21 protein-coding genes are annotated in these 21393 nt (G+C 62.1%); 2 read left to right on the top strand and 19 right to left on the bottom strand.

What is annotated here, in order from left to right:
* Window positions 1–191: 191 nt before the first annotated feature.
* The 4 genes from NW841_RS03535 to NW841_RS03520 all read right to left on the bottom strand — a co-directional run bounded on the left by NW841_RS03535 (window position 192) and on the right by NW841_RS03520 (window position 2692).
* Window positions 192–788, bottom strand: a complete 597-nt coding sequence (locus NW841_RS03535) for a response regulator (protein ID WP_414385391.1) — start codon at window positions 786–788, stop codon at window positions 192–194.
* Between the two features lie 97 nt (window positions 789–885).
* Window positions 886–1485, bottom strand: a complete 600-nt coding sequence (locus NW841_RS03530; protein WP_414385389.1) for a pentapeptide repeat-containing protein — start codon at window positions 1483–1485, stop codon at window positions 886–888.
* A gap of 75 nt (window positions 1486–1560) precedes the next feature.
* On the bottom strand, window positions 1561–2439 hold the full coding sequence (locus NW841_RS03525; protein ID WP_414385386.1) for a DNA-formamidopyrimidine glycosylase: 879 nt from the start codon (window positions 2437–2439) through the stop codon (window positions 1561–1563).
* A gap of 25 nt (window positions 2440–2464) precedes the next feature.
* Window positions 2465–2692, bottom strand: coding sequence for a photosystem I reaction center subunit IV (locus NW841_RS03520; RefSeq protein ID WP_414362355.1), 228 nt, complete (start codon window positions 2690–2692; stop codon window positions 2465–2467).
* Window positions 2693–2976: 284 nt separating this feature from the next.
* Here NW841_RS03520 and NW841_RS03515 point away from each other — a divergent pair, with 284 nt between their 5' ends.
* Entirely contained in the window at window positions 2977–3129 is a 153-nt protein-coding gene (locus NW841_RS03515) for a chlorophyll a/b-binding protein (RefSeq protein ID WP_011429120.1), read from the top strand.
* 61 nt (window positions 3130–3190) lie between these two features.
* On the opposite strand, the gene NW841_RS03510 is transcribed toward NW841_RS03515, so the two are convergent.
* The 4 genes from NW841_RS03510 to NW841_RS03495 all read right to left on the bottom strand — a co-directional run bounded on the left by NW841_RS03510 (window position 3191) and on the right by NW841_RS03495 (window position 11018).
* The gene (locus NW841_RS03510) at window positions 3191–4864 is read right to left on the bottom strand and encodes an NAD+ synthase (protein ID WP_414385383.1); all 1674 of its coding nucleotides are present in this window, start codon (window positions 4862–4864) and stop codon (window positions 3191–3193) included.
* An 85-nt stretch (window positions 4865–4949) separates the two neighbouring features.
* Window positions 4950–6821: an excinuclease ABC subunit UvrC gene (gene uvrC, locus NW841_RS03505; protein ID WP_414385381.1), complete on the bottom strand. Its 1872-nt coding sequence runs from the start codon at window positions 6819–6821 to the stop codon at window positions 4950–4952.
* A 42-nt stretch (window positions 6822–6863) separates the two neighbouring features.
* Window positions 6864–9200 (bottom strand): transglycosylase domain-containing protein, encoded by a 2337-nt coding sequence (locus NW841_RS03500; protein ID WP_414385378.1) that lies wholly within the window; start codon window positions 9198–9200, stop codon window positions 6864–6866.
* A gap of 3 nt (window positions 9201–9203) precedes the next feature.
* Window positions 9204–11018 carry a protein kinase domain-containing protein gene (locus NW841_RS03495; protein ID WP_414385376.1) on the bottom strand — a complete coding sequence of 605 codons (1815 nt, stop codon included), beginning with the start codon at window positions 11016–11018 and terminating at the stop codon, window positions 9204–9206.
* Window positions 11019–11135: 117 nt separating this feature from the next.
* Here NW841_RS03495 and NW841_RS03490 point away from each other — a divergent pair, with 117 nt between their 5' ends.
* Window positions 11136–12053, top strand: a complete 918-nt coding sequence (locus NW841_RS03490; RefSeq protein ID WP_414370258.1) for a histone deacetylase — start codon at window positions 11136–11138, stop codon at window positions 12051–12053.
* A 10-nt stretch (window positions 12054–12063) separates the two neighbouring features.
* Here the strand turns inward: NW841_RS03490 and NW841_RS03485 are convergent, their stop codons facing one another.
* From NW841_RS03485 to NW841_RS03435, 11 genes are all read right to left on the bottom strand, one after another.
* A complete protein-coding gene (locus NW841_RS03485; RefSeq protein WP_414364551.1) occupies window positions 12064–12783 on the bottom strand; it encodes a Stp1/IreP family PP2C-type Ser/Thr phosphatase in 720 nt (239 codons plus the stop codon).
* Window positions 12783–14486 carry an ABC1 kinase family protein gene (locus NW841_RS03480; protein WP_414385375.1) on the bottom strand — a complete coding sequence of 568 codons (1704 nt, stop codon included), beginning with the start codon at window positions 14484–14486 and terminating at the stop codon, window positions 12783–12785. Before NW841_RS03480 ends, NW841_RS03485 begins: the two co-directional genes overlap by 1 nt.
* Before the next feature lie 29 nt (window positions 14487–14515).
* Window positions 14516–14827, bottom strand: coding sequence for a DUF6825 family protein (locus NW841_RS03475; RefSeq protein WP_414364546.1), 312 nt, complete (start codon window positions 14825–14827; stop codon window positions 14516–14518).
* Window positions 14828–14974: 147 nt separating this feature from the next.
* Window positions 14975–15700, bottom strand: a complete 726-nt coding sequence (locus NW841_RS03470; protein WP_414364544.1) for a phycobilisome rod-core linker polypeptide — start codon at window positions 15698–15700, stop codon at window positions 14975–14977.
* Between the two features lie 44 nt (window positions 15701–15744).
* Window positions 15745–16386 carry a HEAT repeat domain-containing protein gene (locus NW841_RS03465; RefSeq protein WP_414385373.1) on the bottom strand — a complete coding sequence of 214 codons (642 nt, stop codon included), beginning with the start codon at window positions 16384–16386 and terminating at the stop codon, window positions 15745–15747.
* An 84-nt stretch (window positions 16387–16470) separates the two neighbouring features.
* Window positions 16471–17241, bottom strand: coding sequence for a HEAT repeat domain-containing protein (locus tag NW841_RS03460; protein ID WP_414377234.1), 771 nt, complete (start codon window positions 17239–17241; stop codon window positions 16471–16473).
* Between the two features lie 72 nt (window positions 17242–17313).
* Window positions 17314–17574, bottom strand: a complete 261-nt coding sequence (locus NW841_RS03455) for a phycobilisome linker polypeptide (RefSeq protein ID WP_414364538.1) — start codon at window positions 17572–17574, stop codon at window positions 17314–17316.
* 288 nt (window positions 17575–17862) lie between these two features.
* On the bottom strand, window positions 17863–18351 hold the full coding sequence (locus tag NW841_RS03450; protein WP_011429135.1) for a phycocyanin subunit alpha: 489 nt from the start codon (window positions 18349–18351) through the stop codon (window positions 17863–17865).
* A 164-nt stretch (window positions 18352–18515) separates the two neighbouring features.
* Window positions 18516–19034 carry a phycocyanin subunit beta gene (locus tag NW841_RS03445; protein ID WP_414364537.1) on the bottom strand — a complete coding sequence of 173 codons (519 nt, stop codon included), beginning with the start codon at window positions 19032–19034 and terminating at the stop codon, window positions 18516–18518.
* A 431-nt stretch (window positions 19035–19465) separates the two neighbouring features.
* Window positions 19466–20269 carry a tryptophan synthase subunit alpha gene (trpA, locus tag NW841_RS03440; RefSeq protein WP_414385369.1) on the bottom strand — a complete coding sequence of 268 codons (804 nt, stop codon included), beginning with the start codon at window positions 20267–20269 and terminating at the stop codon, window positions 19466–19468.
* A gap of 69 nt (window positions 20270–20338) precedes the next feature.
* Window positions 20339–21393 (bottom strand): ABC transporter substrate-binding protein (locus NW841_RS03435; RefSeq protein WP_414385367.1); only part of this gene is annotated, 1055 nt, incomplete at its 5' end.

Raw genomic sequence — 21393 nt, 5'->3', positions numbered from 1 at the left:
GGGGAAGGAGCAGACATAGCCGTACGCGGGTAAAGGCTACCAAGATAGCAACAGTATGCAAGGGATCCGGATTGCAGGCATCCCCACCTCTGGGGGGAAACGCCGGACTGCCCAAGCGCTCCGCGCCGCTCACGCGACCACCCCCGGCCCCTCTCCCTGAGGGAGAGGGGAGGAGGATAGGGGCTTTGTACTTAGAGAATTCCCAGTTGTTGCGCCTTGAGCAGGGCGGTGACGCGGTCGGTGGCGTCCAGCTTGCGGTAGGCGGCGCTGGCGTATTCTTTCACGGTTTCGATGCTGAGGCCCAGGCGGCGGGCAATCTGCTTGTTGGCCAGGCCCTCCTTCATCAGTTGCAACACGCACAGCTCGCGGGGGGTGAGCTTGGGCAACGCTTGGGGGGTGGGCAGCCAGTCTTGATCGGGAGTGGCCAGAATTTGCCGAATGACGCGGGCCAGCTCCGCCGGGTCAGTTTCTTTGGAGAGGTAGCCTTTGGCCCCCGCTCGTCGCGCCGCCTCGATCAGGGCCGGCTCCTGAAAGGTGGTCATCATCACCACCACCACCGACAGGCCCAGCTCAACAATCTGCTGGCAGGCCAGGATCCCGTCTCCATCCGGCATGCGCACATCCAAAATGGCCACGTCGGGAGGGTTGTGGCGGCAGTACTCAACGGCCTGGGATCCCGTCTCCGCTTCGGCCACCACCTCAAATCCTTGTGCTTGCAGGGCAAACTTTAGCCCCAGCCGAAATAGGGGATGGTCGTCGGCAATCAGAACTCGCACAGGGGAACTCATGGCAGGGGATCCCGGCCAGGAAGGGGGCTAAGCTTAATCTGCCCAAAAGAGGGAGCTAGCCCTCACCCCCGGCCCCTCTCCCCAAGGGAGAGGGGGGCTAGTTTTTCACAAAGACCATGCCGTGGGCGCTGGGGCTAAAGGTGGGATCCAGTTGGGTCTGGGCGTTGTACAAGGCGCCAGTTAGATCCGCTCCCTCCAGAAAAGCTCCCCGCAGGTCGGCCCCGCGCAGATCGGCCTGGCGTAGGTTGGCTCCTGTCAGGTCGGCGCCGGCAAGAACAGCCCCGCGCAAATCGGCTTCGCTGAGGTTGGCCACCTGGAGGTTAGCCCCTGTGAGATTGGCCTGCTGCAGGTTGGCTTGCCTGAGATCCGCTTCCCACAGAAAGGCCCCGCCCTGATCCGTGCTGCTCAGGTTGGCGCCGCGCAAATCGGCCAAGTTGAGGATTGCCTGGGAGAGGTCGGCAGCTTGCAGATTGGCCTGCTTGAGGATGGCTTCTTTGAGGTTGGCCCCCCGCAAATCCACGCCTGGCAGCTCCGCTCCCGTCAGGTCGCAGGCGGGGCAATCTTTGCTGGGGGCAACAACTTGGGATCGGCCCAGTTGGGCATCCAGCTCCAGTTGAGCAAAAACAGGAAGTGCCGGGATCCCTATCCCCCACAAAGCTATCCCGCCGAAGACGCCCCAAGACCGAGGCCCTACCACCTTTTTCACCGGGATCCCTCCCTCACCGTCGGCCTCTCTCCCTCTGGGAGAGGGGAGCTGGAGATCAACCCAGAACTATAGCTGTTCGCGGGGGATCCGCCATCCAGTTGCCACCTGGCCTGGGGGCGGCTGGCAGCGGGGGCAAAAGTGGGCTGAGCGGCCCGCCAGTTTAAGCCGCTGAATGGGGGTGCCACAGAGGCGGCAGGGATCCCCTTCCCGACCGTACACCCAGGCTTGACCTTGATAGTTGCCGTTGAGCCCACGCAGATCCCGGTAATCGCGCAGGGTGGTGCCCCGCTGCTCCAGCCCAACCCGCAACACCTCGATCAAAGCTTGCCGCAGGCGGCTTTTGGCAGCGTCGGAAAGCTGCGAGGCGGGCGTCAAAGGGTGAATACCGCTCAAAAACAGGGCCTCATCAGCGTAAATGTTGCCCACCCCCGCCACCAGGCCCTGATCCAGCAGGGCAGTTTTGATGGGGCGGCGGCTCTTCTGCAAAGCAGCTTGGAAATAGATTTCTGAAAAGGCCGGCGACAGCGGCTCCGGCCCCAAGCTCTGCAGGGCGGGGATCACCGTCTCCGGCTCCACCCCGGCGGGCACCAGCCACATCTGGCCAAAGGTGCGCAGATCAACAAAGCGCAGCTCCCACCCCTGCTCCAGGCGCAGCCGGACGCGAGTATGAACCGGCAAAGGTGCGGATCCCTGAACCCAGAGCAGTTGCCCGGTCATGCGCAGATGCACACCCAGAACCGCTCCGGAGTCCAGGGATCCCAAGAGATACTTGCCTCGCCGCTGCCACTGGGTCAAACAGGTACCAGCCAGCCCCTGCTCAAACTCCTCTTTGCCAGGGTAGGCCACGGTGCGAGGGAGAAGCACCTCCACCGCCAGGATGCGCAGACCTAGAGTAAGGCGCTGCAGATCCCGCCTGACGGTTTCAACCTCGGGCAGCTCGGGCACAGGACAGGAAGGCCGAAAGCTTGGTTTACTTGGCAGAGGTAGCTTTGGCTTTGGGCTTGGGCTCTTCCACCACCTCCAGCTCGTCCTCGCGGAAGTTGTTGGTGTTGATGTTGTAGTAGTTAACCTTGTCAAAGCGGACGATCACCGGGTAGAGGATGCCGCTGGTATCCACCGCTGCCACCGTTCCCACATCCCGATACCAGTAGGATTCTTTCCGCAACACACGGACTTTGGCACCACGCTGAATCGCCATAGGGGTTTTCTCCGTTGACCTGCACTTCAGATTACCCTAGTCGGTGGGAAGGCTGCGATTTCCGAACTTTTGTAACAGGGATCCCTGCCGTTCTGGGCTAGGGAGGAGAGATGAAACGCCGCACCTAGGAACCTGGCTCTTGTCCTCAACCGGAACACTGGTCATCGGCAGCTTCTTTCTTGCATTCGTAAAGAAATGCAAACTATACTGATAGGGTGGCATTCTTGTTTTCATTCTTTACAGATTCCACTCTTTTTGCTCCAAAGCACACAGCGGAGGTTCTTATGTCCAACCCCAACCTGTCTGAGCCCAAGTTTGGCTTTAACGAATATGCCGAGCGTCTCAACGGTCGCGCAGCCATGATTGGCTTTGTCCTGGCCATTGTCATCGAAGCGGTGACCGGCCAAGGCGTCGCCTCCTGGCTGGGGCTGATCTAGAAACTTGGCTTGCGGCAACCCCCCTCTCCCTGAGGGAGAGGGGCCGGGGGTGAAGGCAAAATCAAAAACAGATCCCTTCCTGGCGTTTGGCAATGGGCATGCGCCAGCCAGTGCCAAAGGCCCGGTCAGTGACCCGCAGTCCTGGAGGAGCCTGGTGGCGCTTGAACTCGGCATTTTGCACCAGCCGCAGCACCTGGTGTACGGTATCGGGATCAAACCCTTGGGCCACCAGCTCGGCAGCGGATTGGTGCTGTTCAACGTGCCGCTGCAGGATGGCGTCCAGCACGTCATAGGGGGGTAGGCTGTCGCTATCTCGCTGGCCAGGCCGCAGCTCTGCCGAGGGGGGCTTGCTGAGGATGGGAAGGGGGATCCGCTCCTGCTGCCGGTTGATCCAGCGGGCCAGGCGGTAGACCCAGGTTTTGGGCACATCGGAGATCACCGCCAAGCCACCGGACATATCCCCGTAGATGGTGCAGTAGCCCACTGCCAGCTCCGACTTGTTGCCCGTGGTCAAAAGCAGCCGGCCAAACTTGTTGGAGAGGGCCATGAGCAGGGTGCCGCGGATGCGGGACTGCAGGTTCTCTTCGGTAATGTCGGGGGGGAGGCCGGCAAAAGGCTCGGCCAGGAGATGTTGGTAGCTTTCCATAATCGCGTGAATGGGGAGCTTCAGGGTCGGGATCCCCAGGTTTTGCGCCAGTTGGTAAGCATCCGTCAGGCTGCCGGGACTGGAGTAAGGAGAGGGCATGAGCACTCCCAGCACCCGCTCTGGCCCTAGGGCGTCGGCGGCAATGACGGCAGTAACAGCCGAGTCGATCCCTCCCGACAGGCCCAGCAACACCTCGCGAAAGCCACATTTGCTGACGTAGTCGCGGGTGCCCAAAACCAAGGCTTCGTACAGCTCCGCTTCCGGCTCTGTTGGCCAGCGGGATCCCGGCGGGCTGGGTTCCTCATCACGGGGATGGAGCAGCGCCTCCACATCCACGATGAGCCGATCCGGCGCAAAAGCAGCAGCTTGGGCCGCCAGCCGGCCTCGGCCATCTAGGGCGCAACTGGCCCCGTCAAAGATGAGGTCGTCGTTGCCTCCCACCTGGTTGACGTAGAGGATGGGCAGGGCGTGCTTGCGGGCTAGGGATCCCAGCATCTCCACCCGCAATTTTTGCTTGCCCAAGCTAAAAGGGGAGGCGGAAAGGTTAATCAGCAAATCGGCGCCGCAGCGGGCCATCTCTTCTACTGGATCGCGGTGGTAGCGGCAGTGCTGCCAGAAGTCGCGGTCGTTCCAGATGTCCTCACAGATGGTAAAGCCCAGTCGGCGGCCCCGGTACTCAATGGGCGGGGGCGGGGATCCCGGCTCGAAGTAGCGATCCTCGTCGAAGACATCGTAGGTGGGCAGGAGCGACTTCTGGAACCAGTGGCGGATCTGCCCCCTTTCCAGCCAGGCTGCCGCATTGTAGAGGGGCCGCCCCTCCGGCAGAGGGTTGGGCTGCACGGATCCCACCACCACCGGAATGCTCTCCTGCAGCCGGGCGGCCAACTGCTGCAAAACTTGGCCCGCCCTCTCGATGAGAGCTGGATAGAGCAGCAGATCCCGGGGTGGGTACCCCAACAGGGCCAGCTCAGACGTAATGGCCAGCTCCGCTCCTGCCGCCGCCACTGCCTCGACCGCCGCGCGGATGCGTTCAGCATTGCCGCTGAGATCGCCAACGGTGTAGTTGAGTTGCAACAGCGCTACCTTCACTTGGATCCCCTTGGCCGAGAACGGTTGCCCAGCAAATGGCAGACTCCACGATGATAGGCCAGCTTGAATCGTTAAGTTTGGCCCTTCACCCCCCTTCTGCCGTTGCTGGCGACTCTGTTTCGGCGTCTGGATGGAAGTAGCGGTAAATCTGGCGGGCCAGCTTGGGGCCAATACCTGGCACCTGGGCCAACTGCTCTTCTGTGGCCATTTGAATGCGGGCAAGGGAGCGAAACGCCTCCATTAGCAGCTTTTGGCGCTGCTTGCCCAGGCCAGGGATCTCCTCCAGGACAGAAGCCTGTTGGCGTAGCTGCCGCTGCTGGCGATGGTAGGCCAGGGCAAAGCGGTGGGCCTCATCGCGGAGGCGCTGCAACAGCAGGCGGGCCGGATCCTGGGGCGGCAGCCGCAGCGGCAGCGGATCCCCGGGCCGAAAGATCTCTTCCTCCCGCTTGGCCAGGGCAATGACTGGCAGGTGCTCCAGGCCCAGCTCTGCCAAGACAGCCATGACTGCCGCCAATTGCCCCTTACCGCCGTCAATGAGCACCAAGTCCGGCTGATCCTCAGGGGTCATTTTGCTGAAGCGACGCCGCGCCACCTCGGCATGGCTGGCAAAATCGTCGGAGTGGCCGGGCCGCACCTCGGGGTTGCGGATCCGGTAGCGGCGGTAGTGCTGCTTGGCTGGCAAGCCGTCGATAAACACCACCTGGCTGCCCACCGCATCGGATCCCTGGAGGTGGGAAATGTCGTAGGCTTCCAAGCGGCGGGGGGCTGCCGGCAAATCCAAAACTTCTGCCAAGCGTTCCAGCGCTTCTGCCTCCCGGTTTGCCAAGCGCTGGCTGCGGGCTAGCTCCAGCCGGGCGTTCCGCTCTACCAGTTCAATTAGCTCCGCTTTGCTCTGCCGCTGGGGGGCAAGGAGACTGACCTTGCGCCCCTTTTTTTGGCTTAGCCAAGACTCAAGAAAATCGCGATCCGGCAGCTCGTACTGGGTCAAGATTTCCGAGGGAATTTCCACCGGGTCGCAGTACTGGTAATGCTCTTGCAAAACTCGCTGCAAAATCAGGGCTGGGTCGTCGCCACGGTTTTCAGCAATAAACCCCAGCCGCCCCACCAACTTGCCCGCCCGCACCTGAAACAACTGGATGCAAGCTCGCGAGTCATCCATAGCTAAGGCCAGGGCATCGCGGCTGACGGTAGAGTTGGGCAAAGACACCTTCTGGGATTCGCCCAGTTGTTCTAGGCCACGAATTTGATCCCGGTACCGCGCCGCCGCCTCATAATTTTCTTGCTCGGCTGCCTGGGCCATTTTCTCCTTCAACTCCCGGATAAGCTCGTCCGTCTGCCCCTGGAAGATCATCGCCACTTGAGCAACGGTCTTGCGATACTCCTCCGGGCTGATCAAGCCTTGGCAGACACCAGGGCAACGCCCGATGTCGTAGTTCAAACAGGGGCGATCTTTGTAAAGGGGCTTGGGACGCTGGCGCAAGGGAAAAATGCGCTTCACCAGGCCGAGGGTGTAGCGCAGCAGGCCCACATCGGTATAGGGCCCGTAGTACTTATCTTGATTTTGGTTGAGACGGCGGTGGCGGGTAATGTAAATCTGAGGGTAAGGCTCTGACCACGTAATGCACAAGTAGGGGTATTTTTTTTCCTCCTTGAGGAGAACATTATAGGGCGGCTGATAGGTTTTAATGAGATTGTCTTCCAGGGCTAGGGCTTCGCTTTCGTTATCGGTTACGATAAACTCGATCTCGCAAACCTGAACCACCATGCGCTGAATGCGAGGAGGCAAGTCGCCGGTAAAGCGAAAATAGGATCGCACGCGAGATCGCAACTTCTTCGATTTGCCCACATAGAGAATCTGGTCGGTGGCATCTCGCATCAAATAGACACCAGGTTCGGTGGGAATCTCCTTGAGTCGGCTTTCTAGAACATCAGGGTTTTGAATCAGAGGGACAGTCATACAGCTTCGCTCCAACAGGCAAAGCCAGGGATCCCAAGGTTTTTATTCCGTGATGACTTGGCTCATGTAGTTTCTCCAAGTTTGGGCGGCAATGCTGCTGCTGCCGCGGGTGGGGCCGGCGTCGTCGTTGCCCAGCCAAATGCCGGTTACCAGAGGCGGGTTGGGTGTGTAGCCGATAAAGAGCAGATCCTTGTTGGCGGTGGTGGTGCCGGTTTTGCCCGCTTCTCCGATCCCAAGGCGAGCGGCAGTGCCGGTGCCGGAGCGGATCACGCCTTGCAATACGGCGGTCATCTGCTGGGCGACGCTTGCCGACAAAACCAGCCGCTGCGAGCGGGGATCCTCGCGGCCTGGGTAGATCTCGCGGCAGGTGCGAAAGTCGTCGGGGTTGGCGCAATCACTGCTATCCAAGATGCGGCGGATGGTGTGGGGCCTGGACCAAAGGCCGCGATTGGCCAAAGGAGCAAAGGCCGCGGTCAGCTCCAGCAGGTTCACCTCCATCGTGCCGAGTACCAGGGAAGGATAGGGCTGCAAGGGGGATTGGATCCCCATTTGCCGCGCCATGGCCACCACCTGCTCCAGCCCCACCTGTTGGGCCAGCCGCAGGGCGATTACGTTTTCGGAGAGGATCAAGCCGCGGGCCAAGTCCATGGGGGCACTTCCCGAGCGGCAGCCCTGAAAGGTGAGGTTGCCCCAAGTAAGCGGCTCACAGGAGAGCACCTGCGAAAGCGGGATCCCCTGGCTGAGGGCGGCGGCGTAGGTGAAGACTTTGAAGGTGGATCCCGGCTGCCGTTGGGCTTGGGTAGCCCGGTTGAAGGGGCTGGCGTTGTAGTCGATCCCACCTACTAAGGCCAGGATTTCACCGTTGCGGCTGTCGAGGCTGACCAAGGCACCCTGACTGAAGCCCAGGCGGGAGCCCGCCTCGCGCACCGTTTGGGCCAGGGCCTGCTCCGCCAGCCGCTGGTAGGGCAAATGCAGTGTGGTCTCGATGATGAAGTTGCCCTCTGCCGAGAGGTCTTGGCCCAGAAGCTGCCGCAGCTCCTGGAAGACGGTGCTGTAGAAGTAAGGGGCAACCGTCGAGGTCTGGGAGCGCAGATTGGGGTTGAGGGTGAGGCGGCTGCGCCGGGCCCGCCGAATCTCCTCTTCTGGGAAGACTTGGAGCTCGCTGAGGCGATCCAACACCCGATCCCGGCCCCGCACGGCAGCATCGTAGTTGGCGATGGGGTTGAAGGCATTGGGAGCAGGCAGGATGGCGGCCAGGGTGGCGGCTTCGGAAAGGCTGAGCTGGCGGCTGGGGATCCCGAAGTAGAACTGGGCGGCGGTCTCAAAGCCGTAGATGCCGTTGCCCAAGTAGACGTTGTTGAGGTAGAGGGTGAGGATTTCGTCTTTGCTGTAGCGCCGCTCCAGCTTGAGGGCGGCAACAGCCTCCCGCAGCTTGCGGCCAAAGGTGTTGCCTGAGCCGGTGTAGTCGCGCAACACGGTGCGGGCCAGTTGTTGGCTGATGGAGCTGCCCCCCTGCTGCACCTCTCCGGAGCGCAGGTTGACCCAAAAGGCGCGGGCAATGCCCAGCAGATCGACCCCGAAGTGGGAGTAGAAGCGGTGATCTTCGGCGGCCACCACCACTTTGGGCAGAATCGGGCCGAAGGCCTCCAGGTTGGGCAGCTCCCGATAGATATCCCCCTGGTGGCGGCGCAGTTCGGTTTGCCGATCCCCGGCCAGGACGATGAGGGGGTTGCGATCGGCGGCGAGCGGCGGTTCTACTGAGAACTTGCTCCACTCATGGCCGATCCAAATTCTCACCCCCAGCCCCAAGAGCGCCATCAGGATCAGGCAGCCGCGCACCCCGTACACCTGCGGCGGCGGTGGATCCAACACCTGAATGAACACGCTCTCCGGATCCCGGGGCGGGCCAAGGCTGAGTCGCTGGCCATGGCGCAGGATCACTCGCCGCACCCGCTCGGCGCCGCCAAAGGGCTTGAGGCGAAAGACGCCGTTGGTGGAGTCTTGATCTTCCAGTTGGTAGCGACCGGCGTTCCACCCCAGCCAGTAGAGAATTGGGGGCAACGGGATCCGCCACCCCAGGCCGGGCAGACGCCAGCCCGGACGCGGACGGATGCGGGCGTGCAGATGGCTCACCGCAGGAGCGCGGATGCGGATGGTGGCCACCGTCTGGCTGCGACCCAGAATGTCGGATCCCTGCAGGGTGACCACTTGGGGGGGCTCTCCTGGGCAGGTGATCCGCAGGCGCACCGGGCGCTTGGGGGGAGGAGGCTCGGCGGGCTTGAGGAAAAGCGTAGGCCCGACCGGAAAGGGTCTCGCCAGGGTCTTGAAGAAGCGGGCGACGGTGCCCAGCACAGGATTCTTGTCTTCGGAAGCAGACATGGCTCAATCTCCCCGCAATTCCCGTGAGCGGCGCAGCAGCTCCTGCAGGGTCTGGCCGGGAGGAGGGCCGGCGGGGGCCGGACGGGGCTGGGCAACGGGGACGGTGGGCGGGGAAGGTGAAGGGCTGGGCGGGGGATCCCAAACGGCCAGGTAGAGGTGGCCCTGGGGGGTGCGCTCGACAAGGCCAGACCAAGGGCCGACACGGAACTGGACGCGCTCAGAACGGTTTTCCCGCACCGCCTGCAGTTCTCGCTGCAACTGGGGGGGCAAGGGGGCCTGCAGCATGTCTTCCAGCAGCCCTTCCGCCTGCGGAGCGGGCACGTCGTCGGCGATGGTGGCCTCGATTTGTTGCAGCGCCAGGCTGGATTCGTCGTAGGTGAGGCTCAAGTTCATGCCGCCCAAGCGGTACAGGTCGTACACGGTGTTGGGCCAGGCGCCCCGCCCCTGCTGGCTGGGGGATCCCAGGGCGGCCCGCACCACCTCGCGGGAAGTCTGGAGAGGGAAGGCGCGCAACACCGGCCCGCTGCCGCTGTAGGGCTCCAGCTCCGGCGCCGGATCCCGCTCCCTCTTGCCGGCGTCCTGGGCAGCACCGCCGTTGACCCGCTCCAGAGCAAGAGGTTCAGGGGCCGTATCGGGCTGCGCATCCGCTCCTGGGCGCTCATCCTCTAACTCCGTGGGAGCTGGCGAGGGGCGAGAGCCGGAGATCACCGGAGCCGCAGGGCGCTGCAGAAACCGTCCCAACTGCCAACTCACGAGGGCCCAGCCCAGCAGCCCGCCCATCAGGAAGAGGAGCAGGGATCCCCTGTTTTCCGCCGCAGTGGCCCCTGTCACGGGCCTGAGACGCAGCGTGCCGGCTGTGGCTAAAGGAGCAGGATCCCGAAGCGAGGCGCCACGGATCCCTGGCGATGGAAAGGCAACAGGGGCGGAACCTCGGATCCCGGCTTGGATGCGCTCCAGCTCTGCCAACACATTGGCCACCGTGGGCGGACGGGCAGCCGGATCTTTGGCCAAACAACTGAGGATGAGGTCGGAGAGGCCAGCGGGCAGTCCCAGCTCTTCCAGAGGCAGGGGGCGCTGCTTGTGGTGGGCCTGGTACCAGCCCGGGAAAGATTCCGTGGTGGGCTGGAGGGGCATCTGGCCCGACACCATCTGGTAGAGGATGATCCCGAAGCTGTAGATGTCGGAGCGGGCATCCAGCGGCAACCCTTCCAATTGCTCTGGGGAGGAGTAGGCCAGCGTCCCCAGGTAGGCGTGGGTGAGGCTCAGCGACTCCCGGGTGTTGAGCAACTTGGCAATGCCGAAATCCACCAGCTTCGCCAGCTCCCCCAAGCTCTCGTCGGCCACCACGATCACGTTGGCCGGCTTGAGGTCGCGGTGGATGACCTGGATCCGCTGCCCTTCCAAGAGGATCCCTTCGTGGGCCGCTTTGAGCCCCAGGCCAATTTGGCGGGCCAGGCGAAAAAAGCGCTCCAGAGGCAGAGGTCCCGCCGCCAGAATATCCTTGAGGGTTTGGCCGTTTAGGTATTCCATCACATAGAAGGGCACCCCATCGGTAGTGATGCCGTAGTCGCTCACCTTGACAATGTGCAGGCTCTTTTGGCCCAAAGCGGCGCAGGCTTTCGCTTCCCGCTCAAAGCGCAGGCGGGCCTGCTCGTCCATCGCCGGCTGGGAGAGCAGCTTAATAGCCACTTCCACCCCACCAAAGAGCAGATCTTGGGCCAAATAGACCCGCCCCATGCCTCCTTGCCCCAGCAGATGGGTGAGGCGATAGCGCTGGGCCAAGAGGCGATCCAAAAAGGGATCCGAGGAAGTGAACATAGGGGATGGCGACGATACAGAGAAGAGAGCAGGGCCCTGGCAAGAGTAGGCTACCTCTACCATAAGCACTGGGGCCCCAATAGGCCATGCTCACCCTCGTCGATCCGGTTGCCTTGAATGTCTTTGCCCGTTGTTTACCACCCCGACTACAGCGCCCCCCTGCCGCCGGGCCACCGCTTTCCCATGCAAAAATTTCGCCTCCTGCACGAGCTACTGCTGCGGGAAGGGGTGATCCGCCCTCAGCAAGTGCACCAGCCGGAGCTGCCTCCCCTGGCCTGGATCGAATCGGTGCACACGCCAGAGTACGTGCGGGCCTACTGTGAGGGATCCCTGGAGGCCAAGCTGCAGCGGCGCATCGGTCTGCCCTGGAGCCCTGAGCTGGTGCGGCGCACCTGTCGAGCCGTGGGCGGCACCGTCCTGACCGCCCAGTTGGCCCTGCGCCACGGCCTGGCTTGCAACACCGCCGGCGGCACCCACCACGCCTTTCCCACCTACGGCGCCGGCTTCTGTATTTTCAACGACTTGGCCATTGCCGCCCAAGTCCTGCTGCAGCAGGGGCTGGTGCACAAGGTTCTGATTGTCGACCTGGATGTGCACCAGGGCGACGGCACCGCCTGGATCTTCCGCTCCGAGCCGCGGGTGTTTACCTTTTCCATGCACTGCGCCGCCAATTTCCCGGCCACCAAACAACAGAGCGACCTGGACGTGCCCCTGCCGGTGGGCCTGGAAGACGAAGCCTATCTACAAATCTTGGCCGACCACTTGCCGGATCTCTTGGCCCAGGTGCGCCCGGATCTGGTGCTCTACGACGCGGGGGTGGATCCCCACCGCGAAGACCTCTTGGGCAAGCTGGCCCTCAGCGACGAGGGGCTGTTTCGCCGCGACATGCAGGTGCTGGACACCTGCTTAAAGCGAGGCTACCCCGTTGCCTGCGTTATCGGCGGCGGCTATGGCAAAGACCTTGCCCACCTTGTGTACCGCCACTCGCTGCTGCACCGCGCCGCTGGCGAGGTCTACCGGCAATACTGCCTCTAGAAGGGCACAACTAAGCGTATTCGGCGATCACCACCGTGATGTTGTCTCGCCCGCCCCGCTCTTTGGCCGCCTCGATTAACTTGCGGGGGAGCTGCTCCAAGTCCTCTACCTGCAGGCAATACTCGGCGATAGCCTCGTCATCCAGCTCTTCGGTGAGCCCGTCACTACACAACAGCAGGCGATCCCCCGGACAAACTGTAATTGGCTGCACGGCAGGCGGCCCCGCATCGGGCCGGCCCAGGCAGCGCTCGAGAATATGTCGCCAGGGGTGGACGCGGGCTTGCTCTTGCGTCAACTCCCCTTGGCGAACCGAGCGGGCCACCAAGGTGTGATCCTCCGTCATCTGCTGCATCTGGGATCCGCGCAGGCGGTAGAGGCGGGAGTCGCCAATGTGAGCACTCCAGCAGTTGTTGTGGGGATCCACCATAGCCACCACCACGGTGGTGCCCATGTCTGCCCGCTCTGGGTTTTCCCGCTGGTCTTTCAGAATGGCCTCGTTGGCTGCTTCTATCGCTTCGCTGAGCAGCTTGGGCGCTGGCACGGTCTGCCAACCCCGCTCAAGGCACTCGCGAATGACCTGAACCGCCAACAGGCTGGCTGTTGCTCCGGCAGCGTGCCCTCCCATGCCATCGGCAACGATGAAGTAACGTCCTTCTGGATCACAGTAGTAGGCATCCTGATTGCTGCTGCGGACCTTGCCTGGATCCGTAGCGCAGGCGTATCGTCGCATCACATCAGTCGCTCTGATCCATTTGCCTTTAAGAGTACCCTGACCAGCGCCAAGGCGGCGAGAACGGCCAAAGCCAGGGTGACAATCGCTAAAGTAGCATGCCCAGCCAAAAATAGCTGGGTTGCGCTGAGAAAAAAGGTTGCAAACAACACTGCGTAAATGGTGCCCAGGCCGGTGTTGTTCAGCCGGCGCATCAGGCGCTCTGCCTCGCTCGAGCGAACCCGCAGGCGCAGTTCCCCCTGTTCCAACTTGCGCAAGGTCGATTCAAGACGGCGGGGCAAGCTGAGGCTGCTACTAGTGAACTCTGCCGCCTGGCGGCTGACCTGGGCTAGCAGAGTCTCCGTCTCCGGTCTGCTGCCGTTCATCAGCTCCTCCGCGAAAGGCTTGGCCACTTCCAGAAAATTGAACTCCGGATCCAACCCTTTTCCCAGCCCCTCCAACGTGGTCAGGGCCCGCATCACGAAGGTAAAGGTGGCGGGAAAGCGAAACGGCTGATCGTAGGCCAGCTCGTAGAGGTCTTCGCTGATGGCCGCCACGGAGATTTCTCCTGGGTTGCTGGAAAAGGGTTTATCCATAAAGTGATCCAGCATGTACTGCACCGAGCGACGCACCGGCGCCAGATCGGCGGTGGGCACCAGCACCCCCAGCTCCACCAGCGAGGCCACCACCAGGTCGGCATTTTTGGCCACCACAGCCGCCAGCATGGCCATCAGCTTTTCCTTGATGCCGGGGCGAATGCGCCCCATCATGCCGAAGTCGTAGAAGATCAGCGTGCCATCCGGCTTGACGGCAATGTTGCCAGGGTGGGGATCGGCGTGAAAAAAGCCGTCCTTGAGCAGTTGCCGCAAATAGGCCTCTGCCCCCAAGCGGGCCAAAATCTTGCGATCCAGCCCCGCCGCACTCAGGGCTTCGTAGTCGCTGATCTTGATCCCCGGCAGGTATTCCAGCGTCAGCAGGCGGGGGGAAGTGTAGCGCCAGTACACTTTGGGGACGGCAATTTGCGGCATATCCCGAAAGTTGCGGCGAAAGGTGTCGGCGTTGCGGCCCTCGTTGAGGTAGTCCACTTCCTCCCAGAGGGTGCGGCGGCACTCTTCGTAGATGCCGATCCAGTCTCGGCCCGGCCCGCCCCACCGGGTGCGGTACTGAAAAAACTCGGCGATCCCGCGGCAGATCTCCAGATCAATCGTGAACAGGCGGGTCAGGCCCGGACGCTGCACCTTGACAACGACTTCTTCGCCAGTCTTGAGCTTGGCGCGATGTACCTGTCCCAAGCTGGCTGCAGCCAAAGGGGTGGGATCGAAATAGCTGTAGATCTGCTCAATCGGCTTGCCCAACTCTTGCTGCACGATGGCCGCCACCTGTTCGTAGCCAAAGGCGGGCACCCGATCCTGCAGCTTGGACAGCTCCTCGACATACTCGGCGGGGAAGAGATCGGCGCGGGTGGAGAAAAACTGCCCCACCTTAATAAAGGTAGGGCCCAGGTGGAGCAGCGTCTCACGGATCCAGATGGCTCTGGCGCGGCGGCGTTTGGCCTTGCGCTCTGGTGTGGCCTGCCCCCCGTAGCTCCACGCCTGCTGATCCAGCCAGAGGTAGAACAGCCAGGTGAGCACAAATCGCCAAATATCCAGAAGGCGGCCCCAGCGGGTGTAGTTTTCCCGGGCCCAACGGTAGGCGGTATAGGGCTTGACGGGTTCGGATCCCAAAAAGGTTCGGGATCGGAGTGTGCTGGCGTTCAAGCGTTTCGACTCCGATACTTCTGCAATTCGGAGCGCAACTGCGCCACCTCTGCCCGTAGGTCGTCCAAGGTTGCCTGCAGATCCTCTGTCTTGAAGGGCGGCGGCACTATTGCTTGGGTAGCTAGCGATGCTTCCGCCTCAGCCCGGGCCATGACATCCTGAGCAAAAGTCTGCCAGCCCTCTTGGAGCTCCGCCCACACCTTGCCCACTTCCCCAGCAATGTCGGCGAAGGTGCTCTCCAAGCGCTCTCGCAGCACGTCGGCCACCGCCTTGCCGACGAAAAAAGCCCGTACAACTGGATTCTTCATGCAACCCAAGTGTTAAGAAGCATCACCCAAATTATAACGAATCCTACTCCAACCAGGCCGAAAAGCCGATCCACCCCGGCGGCGTCGGATGATCGGCTTGACTGGCTTGGCAAATGGAGGAAGATGCGGCGGGTGGGCTGCCCAACCTCAGCGGCGGTTGGTGGTCATGTCAGGGATCTTCAGATCGAAGACACTGATGTTTTGCCGCGCTGCCGGCTTGGGATTGAGCATGCGGGCCATGTTGAGGAAGTTTTCCGGATCCCCCGGCTTGGGAGGACGGGTAATTCGATAGGTGCGCACCACTTCCCGCGTCGAGCGCTTCACGCCGGAAACATCCCGCCACCGCGCTCCGTAGCGGGGGGTCACCAGGTTGGCCGGCTTCTCTGAGAGGCGACGGCGCTGGTAGGGCACCACATCGTCCCCAAAGGCGGCGTTGTACTCCTCACTATCGATGACAGCATCAATAAAGCCGTCCAGCCCGCGGGTGGCAAGGATGATGGAGTATTTGATGCGCTCCTGCTGGCTGTAGGTGGGCCGGCCCAGGAAGCGCTGGAAGGTGACCTCGACGAAGCGGTAGTTGTCGTTAGGAACCATGACCAGATCCCGGTACACCTCCGATTTGCCCAGGCCACGGATAAACTCTTTCACCGAGATCGCCCCGTTGCGCAACTGGGACTCCAGAGCTTTTTGCCGGTAGCTCTCCAGCATCAGGTGTTCGCTGAAGATCTGCCGGTAGGCGGCGCGGATGACATTCTCGATGCCCGTCGGGTCGTCGGGGCGATAGACGGGCGGGGTTTCGTCGCTGGGTACAAAGTAGCGGTTCACCCGCACGTTTTGCGTGGTGGGGCGATCGGCAAGCAAGGGAAGAGACATAGGCTGTGCTCCTACAAGAAACAAAACAACTAAAGAAGAAGAGGCTACCGCTCAGCAGCCAGCTCCTGCTGGCTGAGGCGAGCGCGGAGGGGAATCAAGGGATCCGCATCCTGCAAAGCCATCTGGAGAGCCGCTGCGGCTGCGGGGCGCAGGGACGCTTCCCCCAGCCGAGCCAAGTCCGTCAGGGATCCGACGGCAGCATAGCGGACGCCCCAGTCAGCGTCGCCCAAGCACTGACGCAACAGCTGCAAAGCTTGCTCTTGGTCGGAGAGAGGCCTCCGTGCAGCTACCCGCCCCAGCCCACGGGTTGCCGCCCGCCGCACGCTGGGGGCGAAGTCCGCCACAATGGCTTCCGCCAAAAAGGGGTAGGCATCCCCGTGGCCGATACGGGCCAATGCCCGCACCGAATAGGCACGTGCCCCATAGTCGAAGCCATCGATGTTGGCCAGCAAAGGCTGTACCGCTGCCTCCCCGAAGCGCAGCACCTCTTCCAGGGCGGCTTCTCCCACGGCAGGGCGGTTGAAGCCAAAGGCGCGAATGAGCAGGGGGATCCCTTCCACGTGGCCCAAGGATCCCAGCGCTCTCACCACCCGCAACAGCTCTTCCGCTGAGGTGGCCTGTTCCAGTTCAGCAGCCAGTTGAGCCACAGCAGTAGGAAGCACTTGCGCAGCCGAGGAAGAGGACATAGACAACCCACAGGCCGAAGGTAAGGTAAAGAACAAAACATTCGAGTGAGCCAACACGGGGGAGAGCCCAAAGCCCTTCCACGTCTAGAACAGCCTGTCCAGCTGCGGGATGATCGCCGCTGCCACCCGATCCGGCGGCACCCGCCCCAACTGTAGCGCCACGTCGAACAGGCGCTTCAGAGCGTTGATGCGCAGGTTAAGGGCCACATCGGCTGTCGCCAACAGCGACGCTCCTGCCACCCAGCCGGATTCTGCCAGATCGAAAAGGGCCGCTTGGCGCAGGCTGAAATTGGGGTGGGCCAGCAGCGCCACCAGAACTTGGGTCAGCTCCTCGGCTTGCGTAAAGCGATAGAGCACCCAGGCAGCTGCCGAACGCACCCGCTCCGAAGGGTGGCTCAAAAAAGGCCGGATCGCCGCCTCGGCCTCGGTGGCGCCGAGCTGGCCCAGCGCCTCGATGAAGGCTTCCCAGGGCTGCTCCTGCTCCCGCGACTGCAGCAAGGCCAGCAAGGGATCCACCGCTCGCCTGTCCCCTAACTGGGCCAGGGCGTAGGCAGCCTCTTCCCGCACGTGCAGATCGGTACAGGCAAGTGCCTCGATCAGGCCGGGCACGGCCCGCACGTCGCCAATTTGCCCGAGGGCTTTGGCGGCATTGCGCCGTAGCGGGTAGCCCCCCAAAGCGGTGCGATCCCGCTCATCTCGCAACGCCAGCAGCAGCGGCTCCACGCCCCGCGGATCCCGAACCGTGCCCAAGTACCAAGCGGCATAATACCGATCTTGGGGATCATCCCCCTGCAGCCGCGCTATTGCCTGCTCCCAGGTGAGCGGCTGGGGCAGCACCGCTGTGTTGGATGTCATGGGAAGCCTTGCAGAGCCGTCCATGGAATCGAGGCCACCTTGCCAATGACTGCGGTTGAGCAGGGGGATCCCTTACTCAGCAGCGCCGTTGCTCTGGGCAGGGGCCACCGATAGAGCAGTGACCTGCACAATTTTGCCGCCCATCCGCAGAATGCGCTGCATCTCGGCAGACAGCCGGCTGTAAGGAACTGTGGTGCTCATGGTGCTGCGACGCACCTTAGCAGAGGTGGCCAGAGCATCGGGCGGGTTAAGCAGGCCAGTGTACTCAACCTTGTAAACCCGGCTACCGGCTTCCGTCAAAGTTTCAGGGCCGCTGGTGCTTTGACCAAACATCGCTTTCCCCCGAGTCGAGTTCAACTTTGTGCAGCACCTGGGCACAAAAACCCCCTCACCACCAGAGGGATCCCAAAAGACACCTCCAGAGGCGGAGCTGTACCCAGGCACAAGCGCTTGGGAAGCAGGCAGGCAACCTAGCCGGCTCGAGGAGAGCCGCGGTGCCGAAAACCTGGAAACGACCGGCTCAGCTTTACTTGGGCTGCTGCCTGCTCTATAGGGGCACTTAATTGAAAGACGAAGAAAGAGATCGCTCCCCCAAAAACGGGATCTCTACTCTGGCATCCCTTAGCTAAGGGCGTTGATGGCGTAATCAAAGTAAATGGCTGCCTCGTTGGCTGCTTGGCCCTTCAGCATGCCCAGTGCACGGCTCTTCATGTGTTGCAGAGCCACAATGTACCAGCTCGGGGAGAGGTTAAAGGAGCGGTTCACCTCCCGCAGGCCAGCCACCAAGTATTCATCGAGGGGGCCCGTGCCGCCTGCAACCAGCGAGTAGGTGATAAAGCGCAGATAGTAGCCAATGTCGCGGGCACACTTGGCCTGAAACACATCGCCATGGCCCATCTCGCCCGGCTGGGTCAGGTAGGGGAAGCGCTTAAATACTTCCTGCACCGCTTCGCGCACCAGCGTTTGTTGGTTTTGGGTCAGGACACGGGCCGCTTCTAGAGAGGCAGCAGCGCGCTGGTAACGACCATTAACGGCCTGCAGCTCGCTGGCATTGAGAAAACGCCCTTGATTGTCAGCAGCGGCAATCGCTTCGGTAATGACAGTTTTCACCTTGCAACTCCTAAATGCGTTGACTGTTAGCAAAAGTCTTAGTTGAGCAGCCGGCACCCCTTTAAGTGGGGGATGCCTTTCTGCCTATCGGAAAAAGGGATCTAGACGATCTCAGGGAGCTTTAAAGAGAGACGACCGCCTTCAACCCTCAACTTACCCTCAACTTAAACAATGGCGGCAGCCGCCTTGTCGAAGTAGCTGGCCACCTCGCTTTGCAGCGCCGAGCAGTCGCCAGGGGTGATGCCGTTCGGATCCATGATCTTGGCCAGGGCTTCCTTCTTCATGGCCGCAATGGCGTTGGCCATGGAGCTGGTGGGCACCCCCAGCGCAATGTAGGTCTCCCGCAGGCCGTTGAGGCAGCGATCTTCCAGCACCGAGCTGTCCCCCGCCAGGGTGGCGTAGGTGATGTAGCGCAAGATGATCTCCATGTCGCGCAGGCAGGCAGCCATGCGACGGTTGGTGTAGGCATTGCCGCCAGGGGCGATCAGATCCGGCTCCTGGGCAAACAGGGAACGAGCCGCATTGGTTACGATTTGGGCGGCGTTGCTGGTCATGCGGTTGACCGCATCCAGGCGCTTGTTGCCCTCTGCCACCAAAGCCGCCAAACGGTCAAACTCTTGATCACTTAAAAAAGCACCGCGTGCATCTGCCTGAGCGATCACCCGGGTAAAGGCGTCTTGCATGATGGATCTCCTTCTGGTCTTTCCAAAAAGCGATGGGCGACTGGCTGAACCTCTCAAAAGCGGGATCCCAAACTTTGTTGTTCGCGGGATCCTCCTTGCCCAAAAACCGGGGATCCTGTGGAGCGGGTTGCTCAAAACTACCCCCACCGAAGCCCCAGATTTTGAGACAAGTCAAGAACCTCTGCGACTTTCAGACAGCCGAGCATCCAGGTCAATTTTATAGCGTGGGAGGGATGAGTGTTTTGTGAAGATTTACAAATAAACAGGCACCAGAGTGTCTGCTTGGCCGCCAATCCTCTGGCTCTGTTGGTTCAGCAGGCCGGAAACCGGTCGGCGAGGGTAGTAACAAAATGTAAACATTCGTTTTACTTGTTTTGAGATAAAGGCAAGCCTCTTGCCCACACACTGAAGCAGTCAATGTTCGGGGGTACCTATTCCTTGCAGAGCAGAGCAGCTTTTAGATCCCGGCAGAAGTGGGCGATTTGTTGCAGCCCCTGGGCGGGAGTGGGGGCTTTGGCCAGCCGTTGCACGAAGGCACTGCCCACGATAGCGGCATCGGCTCCCCAGAGAGCAATCTGGCGGGCTTGGTCGGGGGTGGAGATGCCAAAGCCCACCCCAATCGGCAGAGAGGTGTATTGGCGCAACTGCTGCAGCAAGGCCGGGATCCGCTGCTCCAGGGTGGCCCGTTCGCCGGTGACGCCGGTGGTGCTGACCAAGTAGATAAAGCCGCTCGACTGTTGGGCAATACGGCGCATCCGCTCCGGGGGACTGGTAGGGGCCACCAGTAGGATCAGGTCGATCCCCTCTGCCTGCGCTGCTTCCCGCAGGGATCCGGCCTCTTCCAGGGGCAGGTCGGGGACGACTAAGCCAGCACAGCCGGCCCGGCGCAGTTGCTGTACAAAGGTGGGGAGGCCGAGCTGGTGGATGGGGTTGTAGTAGGTGAAGAGGATGAGAGGGGCCCGCAGCGAGAGGCACCTCAAGCCCTGCAAGATGGCACCCAAGGTAACACCCCGCTTGAGGGCGCGGGTAGCTGCTGCTTGGATCACGGGTCCATCGGCCAGGGGATCCGAGTAGGGCACCCCCAGCTCGATGAGATCAGCGCCGTGGTGATCCAGCACCTGCAGAGCCTCAAAGGTGGTTTCCAGGTCGGGATCCCCGGCGGTGAGGTAGGGGATGAGGGCGGCTTCGCCGCGGCTGCGCAGCGCCTGAAAACACGCGGTGATCCGGCTGGGCATGGGATCCATCCGAGCTGAGGAGATGAAGAGAGTTGAGAGCATCCCCTACTGTAGCGCTTGCCGGGATCCCTAGGGGATGGGCACGAAATCATAGCCCGTGCCGGAGCGGTTGCCCCGTTCAATGCGCACCAGCACGTTGGGGGCATCGCGGTCGCCGGAGGGCAAAAAGCGCACCTCCCCGGAAGCGCCGTCTGGCAAGCGGAAGTTGGAGTCGCCGAGGGCAGTGAGAATGCCGCTGCGGCTGGGGGATCCCTGCCGAATAGCCTGGAGAAAAACACGGGTGGCGTCGTAGGCCAGGGCGGTGCGCCAACTCACCTGCCCTCCCCACATCTGGGCTGCCTTCTGGGCAAAGCCGCGGCTGCGGAGAAGATCGGGATGCCAGGGCACCGCCACCACCATGCCCTCCACCGCTGCTCCCCCTTCCTTGAGGGTGGTGAGGCTGAAGAGCACATCCCCCCCCACCAGGGCAAGGGGTTGGCCGAGGAGGGCGTTCTGGCGGGCAACGGCCAGCGCTTGTTCGGCTACGGAAGCCGTGGGCGCCAAGAAAGCCGCCTGGGATCCCTGCTCCAGTGCTCTCCGGAGGCTGGCCTGGGGGTTGAAATCGGCGGCTGTTAGGTCAAAGGTGGCCAGCACAATCCCCCCTTCGCTGGTCAGGGTGGAGGCAAAGGCGTCGCGCAGGCTGGTGCTATAGGCGCTGTTGGGGTTGTAGAAGATGGCCACCCTCTGCAGGCGCAGCTTGTTAAGGACATAGCGGGCCAGTTGCGTGCCAGCAATCTGGTCGGAGGGGACGGTGCGAAAGATGGCGTTCCCCAGCAGGCTGATGCGGGTGCTGGTGGAGGTGGAGGAGATCATGGCCAGGCCGGCAGACTGATAGATCTCAGCCGCCGCCAGGGTGGCATCGCTGGCGTTGTGGCCGATCACCCCCAAAATCTCAGGCTGGCCCACCAGCGCTTTGGCCACTGCCGCCGCTCGCTCCGGGTTATCACCGTCGTCGGCAATCACCACTTGCAGCAGCCGCCCCTCAAGGCCCCCCTGTTGGAAAAGCTCCTCTTGGGCCTGGGCCACGCCCCGCAGCGTCTCTTTGGCGCGGTTGGGGTTGCTGGAGATGGGCACCACCACGGCTA

Source organism: Synechococcus sp. H60.3 (assembly GCF_047462295.1).
GTDB lineage: Bacteria > Cyanobacteriota > Cyanobacteriia > Thermostichales > Thermostichaceae > Thermostichus.
The sequence above is the reverse complement of the archived record's forward strand: the minus strand, read 5'-3'. Positions and strand labels throughout refer to the sequence as shown.